This window comes from uncultured Campylobacter sp. (genome assembly GCF_938039205.1).
GTDB lineage: Bacteria > Campylobacterota > Campylobacteria > Campylobacterales > Campylobacteraceae > Campylobacter_A.
Genome location: NZ_CALHVM010000025.1, coordinates 1 through 12,811, shown reverse-complemented (window position 1 = coordinate 12,811; position 12,811 = coordinate 1). Strand labels below are relative to the sequence as shown.

The following is a 12,811-nucleotide window of genomic DNA, read 5'->3' as shown; positions in this document are numbered from 1 at the left end:
GGCTTTTAAAGGCGCTCAAAAATCGGTTAAATTTAGAGTCTAAATTTAAAGCCTTGTGCCTAATTTTCCTTACCGTAAATTTTATAAATTTACTTCAAAACTTTACCTGCAAATTTATAAAATTTACGAAAAAAACGGTTTTTTCACAGACTCGCCTTTTATCCAGAGCCGTATTTTTATTAAATTTCACCCAAAAAACAGAGCTGTTTAAATTTAGTATTTTTGAGAGCTTCGATCTTGTCCGATGCCCCGCGTACGCAAAATTTGATTTAAAAGGCCATAAATGAACCTTTACGCGCGTTACGTCGGCTGGCTTTATTTTAAATATTTCATGATTTTATTCATCGCGCTCACGCTTTTTTACGTCGGCATCGACATCCTAACCAACCTAAAAGATATGCCCGCAAGCGCGAATCTAAAACTGCTTTACTTTGGCCTTACCTCGCTTACGGCGGTAAACTACGTCTTACCGCTTGCGCTCATTTTTGCGCTCATAACTAGCAAATTTAGTATGATTCGCAGCAACGAGCTAGTTAGTTTTTATGCGCTTGGTATCGATAAAAATCGCCTGATCAAGCCACCTTTTTGCATTGCGCTTGCCATCACGCTCATTTACGTCGGGCTAAATTTCACGCCTTTTGCCTACGCCTACGAGTACGGGCGAAATATCGTGAAACTCTCGAATTTATCGCGCACGAGCTCGGATATTTTCTTAAAATTCGAGGGTAAATTTGTCTACATGGATAGCCTAAATCCTATTAGCGGCGAGGCTAAAGACGTGCGGATATTTGACATAAACGGTAGCAATCTGCGTAGTGCGACCTTTGGCGAAAGCGGGAGATTTGTGGATGATGCGTGGCTTTTAAAGAATGCTAAAATCGTAAATTTGCCGCAAAATATTAAGCTCGGCGAAAAAGGACTCGATATCAAAACGCCAAGCGAGCTAAAAACGCTTGAAAATTTTAAACCAAAAACTATAGAAAGCGCGTCGGCGGAGAGCTCGGCGATCACGATTCCCGATGCGGTGGATTACATTTTGGCGTTTAAGGACGAGGGTGTCGGGTTAAATTCGACCAAAACTACGCTTTATAACCTCGCTTTTGCGCCTTTTTTTGCGCCGTTTATGGTGCTCATCATTTACTATTTTTTGCCGGTTACGGGACGATTTTTTAATCTCGCCTTAAAAAGCTTTATCTTTACGATCGCCTCGCTTTGCGTCTGGGGTGCGCTTTTTGTGATGATGAGGTTTGCTAGAAACGGCGTCGTCTCGCCCGAGATTGGCGTGCTTTTGCCGATAATTTTACTCAGCGCATACGCTTTTTATCTGCGTTTTGGGAGTCGTTAAGAGAGATTTAGGCAAAATTTTTGTAAAATCTAACTATTTTTAAACAAGGTCGGTTATGGATTTTACGAATTTAGCACAAAAATACGGCACCCCTCTTTACATTTACGATTTTGACTACATGGCGCACCGCTACGAAGCGCTAAAAAAAGCGTTTCACGCTAGAAAATCTCTCGTATGCTACGCCGTTAAGGCAAACTCAAATTTAAGCGTTTTGAAATTTTTAGCCGGGCTTGGAGCCGGATTTGACTGCGTGAGCGTAGGCGAAGTTAAGCGCGCGCTACTAGCCGGAGCTAAAAGCTACCAGATCATCCTAAGCGGCGTAGGCAAGCGTGACGACGAGCTTAAATTTGCGCTGGAAAATGAAATCTTGATGATAAATTTAGAAAGCGAAGCCGAGATGAACCACCTGGAGGATATCGCAAAACAGCTGGGCAAGCCCGCTCGCATCAGCATCCGCGTAAATCCAGACATCGACGCCAAGACGCACCCTTACATCTCGACCGGACTAAACGAAAATAAATTTGGCGTGGATCTGCAAACGGCAAAAAAAATGTATCTACACGCCAAAAACTCGCCTTATCTAGAACCCGTAGGTATCCACAGTCACATCGGCTCGCAAATAACCGACATAAAGCCCGTTATCGAAGCGGCAAAGATCGTGGCAAATTTGACTAGAGAGCTAAAAGCTGCGCAAATCGACATCAAATTTTTTGACGTCGGCGGCGGTATTGGCATCGTTTACGGCGATGAGAGCGAACCTGATCTATACGAATACGCACAGGGCATTTTGGCAAATTTAAGCGGCCTGGACGTCACGGTAGTTTGCGAGCCTGGACGCTTTATCGTCGGCAACGCGGGCTATTTTCTAACTAGCGTGCTTTACGAGAAATTTAATAAAAACAAGCGCTTTGTTGTCGTGGACGGCGCGATGAACGACCTCATACGCCCGAGTCTTTATCAGGCTAGGCATAAAATTTTTGCTATTAGCGGCGGCAAGACTCTTTGCGAGTGTAAGACTGAGCAGCTTCGGGAGCTCAAATTTAGCCCTTGCGACGTGGTCGGGCCGATCTGCGAGAGCGGCGACTTTTTAGCAAAAGATCGAAATCTACCGCCGCTAAACCCGGGCGACCTCGTCGTTATCAAATCAGCGGGCGCATACGGCTTTGCGATGAGTAGCAACTATAACACTCGCGGGCGCACCGCGGAGGTTGCGGTAAAAGGCGGCGAAGACTTTTTGATAAGACGCCGCGAGAGTTTTGAGGACGTAGTGGCGCTGGAGCGAGAATTTTTAGGCTAGGGAGCGAAAATGCAAAACATAAACGACCTTAGAAGCGAGATAGATAAGATCGACGATGAGGTGCTAAGGCGCCTAAACGAGCGCATGAATTTCGTGCGAAAGATCGGCGAGCTAAAGCAAACCAGCGGCAGCGCGATCTACCGCCCCGAGCGCGAAAGAGCGATCCTAAACCGCCTCGAGGGGCAAGACTCAGCATTTTTAAATAAAGCCGCGATCGAGGCGATTTATCTTGAAATTTTTGCCGTCAGTAGAAACCTCGAAATGCCTGAAAAAGTCGCCTATCTGGGGCCTGAGGGCACCTACACGCACCAAGCCGCCGAGAGTCGTTTCGGCGCGATGAGCGCGTATTTGCCGCTAGCTAGCATCGAGGCGGTTTTTACGAAACTAAAGCACAAAGAGGCCAAATACGGCGTCGTGCCGATAGAAAACAACACAGAAGGCGCGGTAGGCGCGACGCTAGACTGCCTAGGACGGTTTGATAGCGTCAAGGTGGTAGCTGAAATTTACATGGATATCCATCACATTTTTGCGAGCAAGTGCGAAAATTTAAAAGATATCAAACGCATCTACTCGCACCCGCAAGGCTACAATCAATGCCGCAAATTTTTAGACGATCACATGCTTTCATCAGTCGAGTTTATCCCGGCAAAATCAACCGCGCAGGCCGCGCAGCTAGCTAGTAGCGAGCCAAACTCGGCCGCTATCTGCTCTAAGATCGCTGCCAAGCTTTACGGAGTGCCGATCTTGTTTGAGACGATCGAGGACAACGCCGCAAACCGCACGAGATTTTTTATCTTAAGCGATTTTAAAAACGAGCGAGCGCAAAGAAATAAAACATCCATCTTAGCAAAGACTGAGCACCGTCCCGGCGGGCTAGTGGAGCTACTACTAGCCTTTAGAGACGAGGGTATAAATATCACCAAACTGGAGAGCCGCCCGATAAAACAGCGCGAATTTAAGGCGAATTTTTATATAGATTTCGAGGGGCACATCGACGACGACAACGTCCAAAAAGCGATACAAAAAGCGATAAGCTACGGCCATGAGATTGCATGGCTTGGAAGCTACGTCGCGTGGGAGGAATGAGATGAAATTTAACGAAAATTTGGCAAATTTAGTGAGCTACGAGGCGGGCAAACCTATCGAGCTAGTCGTGCGCGAATACGGCATCGACGCCAAAGACGTCATCAAGCTAGCCAGCAACGAAAACCCGTACGGCACGAGCCCTGCGGTAGTAAAAGCAGTCAGCGAGATAGTAAACAAAATGCACCTCTACCCGGACGACAGCTACTTCGAGCTAAAGGCTGCGCTAGCTAGTAAATTTGGTGTGGGCGAAAAATCTATCGTAATAGGCTCGGGAAGCGATCAGATAATAGAATTTGCCGTGCACGCAAAGGCAAACGCTAATAAGGGAATTTTGATTGCAGGCATAACATTTGCGATGTATGAAATTTACGCTAAAGCAGCGGGTGCGAAGGTTTTTAAAACTCAGAGTAAAGAGCATGACCTGGGCGAGTTTTTGCAAATTTATAAGGCCAAAAAAGACGAGATCGGCGTTATATTTTTGTGTGTACCAAACAATCCTCTTGGAGGCTGCCTAGACGCCGAGGAAATTTATAAATTTTTAGAGCAGATTGACGCCGATACGCTCGTGGTTATCGACGGCGCATATCAGGAGTTTGCTAAATTTAAAGACGCGAAAAAAGAGATAAGGCCGCGCGAACTCATAGCTAAATTTCCAAACGCGATATACCTGGGCACGTTTTCTAAGGCTTATGGCCTTGGCGGCATGCGCGTAGGGTACGGCATCGGCGAAGAAAGCGTGATGAGCGAGCTGGGTAAGCTAAGAGCGCCGTTTAACATAACGACGCTTAGTTTAAAAGCGGCTATCGAGGCGCTAAAAGACGAAGAATTCGTAAAAATGACGCTTGAGACGAACTTTGAGGAGATGAAAAAGTATGAAAAATTTGCCGATCTTCATGGTATAAAGCATTTGCCGAGCTTTACAAATTTTATCGTTTTTGAATTTGAGCGTCAAAACGCGAGCGAGCTTGCTCAAAATCTGTTAAAAAAAGGTATAATTTTACGTGATCTAAAAGGCTACGGATTAAACGCGGTTCGCATAACGATCGGACTGCCTAGTCAAAACGACGTAGTTTTAAAACAAATTGGGGGAAATTTAAAGTAAATGGATTTCAAAACCGCAATTCAACAAATCGGACAGGTCTATCACAACCTCTCGTTAAGACAGCGCCTAGTCGCCGCGGGCTCGGTCGTGCTCGTGGTCGGTTTTTTAGTGTTTTTGAGCATTCACAAAAGCTCAAACGAAAACTACGACGGCTATAGCGTACTTTTTGAAAACACTTCCGCCGCAGACTCTGCGCTGATAATCCAGCAACTTGAAAAAGATAAGGTAAAGTATAAAATTTTAAACGAGGGCACGATTTTGGTGCCAAACTCGGACGTTTACCGCGAGAGGATCTCGATCGCGTCGCTTGGGATTTTAAAAGACGGCAAGGTTGGATTTGAGATTTTCGATAAACAAGAATTCGGCGCGACGGATGCCGAGCAAAAGGTCAAATTTCAGCGTGCGCTCGAGGGAGAGTTAGCTCGCACGATCGAAAGTCTAGCGCCGATAAATAAAGCCATCGTGCGTATCGCGATACCCAAAGAAACGATTTTTACCGAGCGAGCCACGCCGCCAAGTGCGTCTATCGTATTAAATTTAAAAGACGGGCAGAGCTTAAATTTAAAACAAATTACCGGCATTAAAAATTTAGTCGCGGCCGCGGTGGCAAATTTAAAACCAGAGCAAGTCAAAATCGTGAGCCAGGACGGAGTGCCGCTTGGCGAGGAGGACGGCGAATACGATAGCGATCAGATCACGCAACAAATCCGCTACAAACGCGACGCCGAGCACAATCTCGAAGAAAAAATCATAAACGTCCTATCGCCTATCGTTGGTGGCTCGGATAAGGTCGTAGCCAAAGTAACGATAGACTTTGACTTTGCTAGAAAAGATAGCCAAAGCGAGACCTTTGATCCAAACTCTGTAGCTAGAAGCGAACAAAACGTCGAAGAAAAACGCCAAGGTAGTAAAGAAGCCGAAGTGCAAGGCGTGCCGGGAGCTGTGAGCAATATCGGTCCGGTCGAAGGCCTGCAAGACGGTAAAATGAAAGAGCTGTATTCAAAAAGCTCATCTACGACAAACTATGAAATCTCAAAAAAAGTCGAGCGCGTCAAGGATCAGTTTGCTAAGATAAACCGCCTAAGCGCCGCTGTCGTCGTGGATGGAAAATACGAAAATAAAAAAGACGAAAAAGGAAATCCAACTAGCGAAATAGCCTACGTACCGCTTGATAAAGAGCAGCTAGCACGTATAGACGCTCTTATTCGCCAGTCTATCGGCTTTGATCCAAACAGAGGTGACGAGGTTACTGTTAGTAACTTTGAGTTCCAGCGTCAAGACGGACAGACGCCGGCTAGCAAAGTTCAGTCCTTTTTCGAGCTTTACGTAGTGCCGTTTTTACCTATCTTAAAGTATCTTTTTGTAGCGATCTTACTATATGTATTCTACAAGAAAGTCATTACGCCGTTTATGACCAAAATGCTTGAGGACGTAAAAGAAGAAGAGATCGATCTATCCGAAAACGAGGTTCAGCTCGAGGATAGCGAAGATACGCTGGAGAAATTTCAAGCAGCTAGGAAAAAGGTTGAGGAGCAGCTGGGTATCGGAGATAACTTTAATGAGGACGACCTGCGCTACGATGTATTACTAGAAAAGATGAAACTAGTCGTTCAAGATCGCAGCGAAGAGATAGCCGTATTGCTTCAAGATATGATAAAAAACGATTCGGACTTTACCAACCGTAAGGACTTTTAATGGCAATAAAGTTAAATGAACAACAAAAGATGATTTACGACGACCTTTCGATGCCCGAAAAGGTCGCTATTTTGCTTATTCAGCTAGGCGAGGACGTTACGACTTTGCTCTTTTCTCATATGGAGGTTGACGTCATAACCGAAATTTCGCGCTATATAGCTACCGCAAAGAGTACCGACAAAAGCGTAGCTGCTGCGGTTTTAGAGGAATTTTACGCTCTCATGCAGTCAAATCAGTATATGAGAAGCGGCGGCTTAGAGTACGCGAAAGAAATTTTATACCGCACCTTTGGTCCGGAAGCTGCGCAAAAGATACTCGACAAGCTCGCAAAAAGCATGGAAAACACAAAGAGCTTCGGTTATCTTACCAAGGTCAAGCCTCAGCAGCTTGCAGACTTTATTGTTAACGAACATCCGCAGACTATCGCGCTTATTTTGGCGCATATGGACTCAACCAGCGCAGCCGAGACGCTTTCGTTTTTTAATAACGAGCTTAGAAGCGAGGTCGTCGTAAGAATGGCAAATTTGGGCGACATCAGCCCGTCTATAATCAAACGCGTTTCAACGGTGCTAGAAGGCAAACTAGAGAGCCTCACGTCCTACAAAGTCGAAGTCGGCGGACCAAGGGCCGTGGCGGAGGTGTTAAACCGCCTCGGCCAAAAGGCATCCAAAGCTACGATCGAATATATCGAGGACGTCGACGACAAGCTCGCTACGACCATCAAAGAGCTTATGTTTACCTTTGAGGATATTAACACCCTCAATCAAGCAGCTATCCGCGAAATACTTAAAAACGTCGATAAAAAAGACCTTATGATTGCCCTAAAAGGTAGCGGCGACGCATTGAGAGATAAATTTCTCTCCAGTATGTCTCAACGCGCCAGCGATTCGTTTAAAGAAGAAATGCAGTTTTTGGGAGCGGTGCGCGTAAAAGACGTCGAAGAGGCGCAGCGCCGCATAGTAGAGCAGGTTCAGGCCTTAGCGGAAAGCGGGGCGTTCCAAATAGGCGAAAGCGATGAGATGATAGAATGAAAAGTAGCGTAATAACAAATGAGCGCTCAAAAGAGCACTTCGTAGAAAACTATCGGTTTAAAATTTTAGGTCAGGAAAAAAGAAGCGAGGATACACGCTCGACCCACGAAAGCGAATCCGGCCGCACGACCGAGCATAACGAGCGAGCCTTAAACGGCGAGCAAGAGAGCTCAAATTTAAACGACGCAAAAGAGCAAGGCGGGCATTTTAAGCCTGAGTCAAGCTTTATCGAGGAGCTTTTGAAGCGCACCGACGAGATGAGCGGCAGTATGATAAAGCTGCAAATGCAAATCGAAAACCAAGAAAACGAATTTGCTAAACGCCTAGAGAGCGAGATCCAGCGCGCTAAAGAGGACGGCATAAAGCAGGGTAGAGACGAGGCGGCGGCTAAATTCGACGAGGAGCTAAAGGCGCTTGAGAGCAGATATCTGGGATCTATAAATAAGCTAGAGGAGCAGGCGGCTAAATTTGAAAGCCTCATCTCATCTAGCGAAGCGCAGCTACCGACTACCGCAATCGAGATCGCAAAAGAGGTCGTGAAAAAAGAGATTTCTCTAAATTCGGCAAACATCGCCGCAGCTATCTGTAAGGAGCTTTTTAGCGAGATAAAAGACGCCAAAGAGGTGCAGATAAAGGTAAATCCGAAAGATTACGAGTTTATCAAAGAAAATTTCTCCGGTCAAAACGTCAAAATCTCCGCCGACGAAGCCATCAGCGCGGGCGGAGCGATCGTGCTTAGCGACGCGGGCAACCTCGAGGGCACGATCGAAGCTAGACTAGAAAAAATCAAAAAGATAATAGGACAATGATAGACGTAAAATCTATGAACATGGAGGAGCTCGAAGCGCTTTGCGGAAAGCTCCGAGATAAAATTTTACAAACCGTCAGCGCAAACGGCGGGCATCTGAGCTCAAACATCGGCGCGGTCGAGCTAATCGTCGCGATGCATTATGTTTTCGACGCCGTAAAAGATCCGTTTATATTTGACGTCAGCCACCAAAGCTACGCGCACAAGCTAATCACGGGGCGCTGGGATAAATTTGACACGCTTAGAAAATTTGGCGGTATCAGCGGCTACACCAAGCCCTCCGAGAGCAAATACGACTACTTTATCGCCGGCCACAGCTCCACCTCGATCTCGCTAGCAGTCGGCGCGTCAAAGGCGATCAAGCTAAAGGGCGAGGATCGCATCCCCGTGGCCCTCATCGGTGACGGCTCGATGAGTGCGGGTATCGCGTACGAGGCGCTAAACGAGCTAGGCGATATCAAAAATCCCTGCGTCATCATCCTAAACGACAATGAAATGAGCATCAGTAAGCCAATCGGCGCCTTTAGTAACTACCTCTCGCAGATGATGGCAGGGCCGCTGTATCAGAAGTTTAAAAGCCGAGTCGAGAGATTTTTGAGCTATATGCCAGATGGCGCCGCGTATATGGCGCGCAGGATGGAGGAGGGCATCAGGATATTTACGCCGGGGATGTTTTTCGAGGAGCTTGGGCTTGAGTACATCGGTCCCGTAAACGGCCACGACGTGAAGGCGCTCATCGAGGCTTTTAGCGTCGCAAAAGGGATGAAAAAGCCCGTCGTCGTGCACGCTCAGACGCTAAAAGGCAAAGGCTACGAAAAGGCCGAGGGGCATCTAGCAAGCTGGCACGGCGTGAGTCCGTTTGATTTGCAAAGCGGCGAAGCTATCAAAAAATCAGCCGCCAAATCGGCCACAGCGCTCTTTGCCGAAAATTTACTAGACCTCGCCTGTAGGCATGAGGATATCGTCGGAGTTACCGCCGCGATGCCTACGGGCACGGGCATAGACGCTTTGATGGAGAGATTTCCGGATAGATTTTGGGACGTAGCGATCGCCGAGCAGCACGCCGTCGCCTCGATGGCCGCTATGGCAAAAGAGGGCTTTAAGCCATTTATCGCGATTTATTCGACCTTTTTGCAGCGGGCTTTTGACCAGGTCGTACACGACTGCGCGATCATGAATCTAAACGTCGTCTTTGCGATGGACCGCGCTGGCATCGTCGGCGAGGACGGCGAGACGCATCAGGGCGCGTTTGACGTTAGTTATCTAAATTTGATCCCGAATTTAACTATTTTCGCGCCTCGCTGTGCCGATAGTTTTAGATTTGCGATGCATTACGCCTACGCTCACGAGGGGCCTTGCGCTCTTCGCTATCCGCGCGGAGCTTTTGCGCTGGCGCAGGGCGAATTTGAGGTGCGAGAGCTAAAGCTCGGCAAGGGCGAGATTTTGGTCGAGGGCGGCGGCGAAGCAGCCTTTATCGCTTACGGCAACGCCGTGGGCAAGGCAAACGCCGCGCGCAAAATTTTACTAGAAAAAACGGACGGCAAATTTGACCCGAGCCTCGTTGATCTAGTGTTTGTTAAGCCGCTTGACGGCGAACTTTTGCAAGAGCTCGCGCGCAAGCATAAAATTTGGTACGTCTTTTCCGATACTGCAAAAAAAGGCGGCGTAGGCGAGATTTTGGCTGCGTTTTTGCAGGAGCGGCGCATTTTTGACGTGCGCATCGTTAGCTTTGAGTTTGACGACGCGTTTATCCCGCACGGCGCTACGGCCGATGTCGAGAGGGCTCTTGGTATCGATGCGGCGAGCGTTTGCGAGAAAATTTTAGCCCAAAAGGCAGATCAAATTTAAGCTGAAGCTTTTTTGCGTTTCGGTTTTATGCATTTTGGCGAGCGCATTTAGGCGGAGAAGGCGAAAAATTTGAGCGAAACAAACCTTTTTATACTCGGTCCCGCCGCTATTACTTTGATTTACCACTCCTAAACGGCACAGGCAAATTTGTGCGCATCAAGCCGGTTTTATTTATTTTTATCTTCGTTTATCTTTTTTACGGACTGGCTTGCGAGCGAATTTTTGGGTTAAATTTGAGTCGCGATAGGCTTTTGTGCTAAGGTTTGTTTTGCTCGCTGTGTCCTAGGATAAAATCGCTAAAAAACATTACAGACTTTCGTTTTTTGCCGTTTATAATGCTTAAATTTGGCGCCGGTGCTTGATTTGACGCGGATTATATCAAAAAGGTAAAATTTAAGTAGATTTTTGCTCGTAAATTTAGCCGTGCAGCAAGGCACAGAAGCTTGTTTAAATTTAAAATCGCAATTAGCGAAAACTATTTTTACGCCTTTGCTTGAAAAACGTAGCCGTATCTAAAACGCTGCGGTATCGCCGCAACCGACAAAAAATAAATTTTACGGTAGTGATGATAAGCGGCGTTCGGTTGCAACGATCGATAACAAAATTTATGTCGCATTAAAAAGTAGGATTTTTATTTAAATTCGGCGAGCAAACCATCAAATTTAAATCGCATTCAAATTTAAGCCCAAAGGTCTAAAATTTACCTTGAGTATAGCGCTTAAACTCGTAAAAAGTATAAATTTGACCATAAACGACACAAATTTTAGTAAATAATAATTTATATTACCAACTATAAAGAAGTTTTAAATAAAATTTTTGTATATTTAGCTAAAAAATATTAGGAAAAACTATGAACTATATGGAACTTCTCAAAAATCACGGGCTCAAAGCCACCCCGCAGCGCCTCAGCGTGCTCAAAATCCTCGACCGCCACACGCACCCAACGATCGACGAGCTTTATGAGGAGATCTGCGCCGAAAACCCGTCCGTATCGCTCGCGACGGTGTACAAAAACCTAAATATGCTAAAGGACGAAGGCCTCGTCGTCGAGGTCAATATGCCAAATCAAAAGGCGCGCTACGATATCTTTAGCTACCCGCACATCCACGTCGTATGCGAGAGCTGCGGGCATGTCGAGGACTATAACTTCTGCGAGGCGCTGAGCGAGTACAAGGAAAATTTGGAGAGAAAGCTCGGAAATTTCATCGAAAAGATGAATGTGCTCGTAACTGTAAAAGACTGCAAAAACTGCCGCCATTAAGCTTTTGGCTCGCTTTTTGGTGGGCTAAATTTTCTCTCGTTTATAGCTTTATAATGAATTAAATTCGGGCTTATGCTAATAAAATTTGCAGCTGTTTTTGATCCTGCAAGTGAGCTTTTTGCCAAGAATAAGTTATACTTGCGGGTGCTTGGCGGCGCTAAAAGCGGCGACATTGTGCATTTTAACCTACCATAAATTTATACTAAAGCTCACTCCGCGACGCGATTTGCCCAGATCAAAAACTCATCGCTCGGGTTCTCGTCGTCTAGATGCGCGGGAGTGACGAGCTCAAGCGCGGTTTGCGGGATCGTCGTTTTAAACGTCTGTGTTACCCACTGCTGAAATTTCACGTTTGGATGCACGATAAAGTCGTCATTCTCGCTGTTTGGCGGAGCACTAAAATCCTCGTCCCAGCAGATTTCATCGTATCCTATCGCAATCAACCGCAAAAAATCAAGTCCACTATGAGCCAAAATGCAGGTCATCATCGAGCCTGAGCCGGAGCCCATGTGTACGATCTTCGTTTCACCCGCATCACCCAGCCACAGCGCGCACATCGAGCCCTCCGAGCCGCTGCCTGCGAACACGCAAAGCCGCTGCTTGATCTCCGCGGCAAGCTCGCGATCCTCGCCGTAAAACCAATACCTTAACTCCTCGTCGCGATTTTTCGGATCATCCGTGAAAAAGACAATGTCCGTGCCGCCCTCTCGCTCATCGTCGCTCCAACTCTGCTGCAGCCGATCCTGTGGGTAGAGATAGCCGCGTCTGCGCCCGCCAACGTCGTCATAAAAGCCGTTTGCTTCGATCCACGCATAAAGCGCCTGGGTCTCGCTCGGCACGCGCATGCCCTGCGGTAGCGCCTCGCGCAGCTGCGCTAACAATAAATTTTCCACAATCGCTCCTTTTGCTAAATTTGATGCTCGAATTTTAATGCGTTTTGGCTAAATTTTTAAGTTTTATTGCTTTAAGGCCTATTAAAAATTTTTTACTTTAAATTTATCTCACTTCGGATATACCAGTGATACCGTCATCAAATTTGGTTTATAGCGTCGCTAAAAGTTGAATACAAATTTCACGCCGTCTGACCTAACGGGCGAAATTTCGTCTAAATTCCAAGCTCGGCTCTTATAAGCGCTTCGTTTTGCGGCGTCAAAAAGCCCGCGATATCCTGCCACATGGAGTTAAAGCCGTATCCGCCGTCTATCATCTCGCTACGCGCGGCATCTAGCCCCGATCAGATTACGCGGTACATCGCCACCACAATCCCCGTGCGATCGGCTCCATGATAGCAGTGCACGAGCACGGCGCCCTCCTTTTGGCGCTCGCGAATGGTGCGCA

The 12,811-nt window shown here is 46.8% G+C and carries 11 protein-coding genes; 9 read left to right on the top strand and 2 right to left on the bottom strand.

What is annotated here, in order from left to right; translation table 11 throughout:
- The first annotated feature begins 283 nt into the window (after positions 1-283).
- From Q0394_RS03795 to Q0394_RS03755, 9 genes are all read left to right on the top strand, one after another.
- Complete coding sequence (locus tag Q0394_RS03795; RefSeq protein WP_298791148.1) at positions 284-1,345, top strand: LptF/LptG family permease; 1,062 nt, start codon at positions 284-286, stop codon at positions 1,343-1,345.
- A 55-nt stretch (positions 1,346-1,400) separates the two neighbouring features.
- On the top strand, positions 1,401-2,642 hold the full coding sequence (gene lysA, locus Q0394_RS03790; protein ID WP_298945616.1) for a diaminopimelate decarboxylase: 1,242 nt from the start codon (positions 1,401-1,403) through the stop codon (positions 2,640-2,642).
- A 9-nt stretch (positions 2,643-2,651) separates the two neighbouring features.
- Positions 2,652-3,728 carry a prephenate dehydratase gene (gene pheA, locus Q0394_RS03785; RefSeq protein ID WP_298945615.1) on the top strand — a complete coding sequence of 359 codons (1,077 nt, stop codon included), beginning with the start codon at positions 2,652-2,654 and terminating at the stop codon, positions 3,726-3,728.
- 1 nt (position 3,729) lies between these two features.
- Positions 3,730-4,830, top strand: a complete 1,101-nt coding sequence (gene hisC, locus Q0394_RS03780) for a histidinol-phosphate transaminase (RefSeq protein ID WP_298945614.1) — start codon at positions 3,730-3,732, stop codon at positions 4,828-4,830.
- Complete coding sequence (fliF, locus tag Q0394_RS03775; protein ID WP_298945613.1) at positions 4,831-6,525, top strand: flagellar basal-body MS-ring/collar protein FliF; 1,695 nt, start codon at positions 4,831-4,833, stop codon at positions 6,523-6,525.
- Positions 6,525-7,556: a flagellar motor switch protein FliG gene (gene fliG, locus Q0394_RS03770; protein WP_039895120.1), complete on the top strand. Its 1,032-nt coding sequence runs from the start codon at positions 6,525-6,527 to the stop codon at positions 7,554-7,556. Before fliF ends, fliG begins: the two co-directional genes overlap by 1 nt.
- Positions 7,553-8,365, top strand: a complete 813-nt coding sequence (gene fliH, locus Q0394_RS03765) for a flagellar assembly protein FliH (RefSeq protein WP_298945612.1) — start codon at positions 7,553-7,555, stop codon at positions 8,363-8,365. The genes fliG and fliH overlap by 4 nt, the downstream gene beginning before the upstream one ends.
- Positions 8,365-10,212, top strand: a complete 1,848-nt coding sequence (gene dxs, locus Q0394_RS03760; RefSeq protein WP_298945647.1) for a 1-deoxy-D-xylulose-5-phosphate synthase — start codon at positions 8,365-8,367, stop codon at positions 10,210-10,212. Before fliH ends, dxs begins: the two co-directional genes overlap by 1 nt.
- Positions 10,213-11,062: 850 nt before the next feature.
- Entirely contained in the window at positions 11,063-11,473 is a 411-nt protein-coding gene (locus Q0394_RS03755; protein ID WP_002947300.1) for a Fur family transcriptional regulator, read from the top strand.
- A 209-nt stretch (positions 11,474-11,682) separates the two neighbouring features.
- Here the strand turns inward: Q0394_RS03755 and Q0394_RS03750 are convergent, their stop codons facing one another.
- Positions 11,683-12,366, bottom strand: a complete 684-nt coding sequence (locus tag Q0394_RS03750; protein WP_298945611.1) for an SMI1/KNR4 family protein — start codon at positions 12,364-12,366, stop codon at positions 11,683-11,685.
- A 341-nt stretch (positions 12,367-12,707) separates the two neighbouring features.
- Positions 12,708-12,803 (bottom strand): tyrosine-protein phosphatase, encoded by a 96-nt coding sequence (locus Q0394_RS03745; RefSeq protein ID WP_298945646.1) that lies wholly within the window; start codon positions 12,801-12,803, stop codon positions 12,708-12,710.
- Positions 12,804-12,811 lie beyond the last annotated feature (8 nt).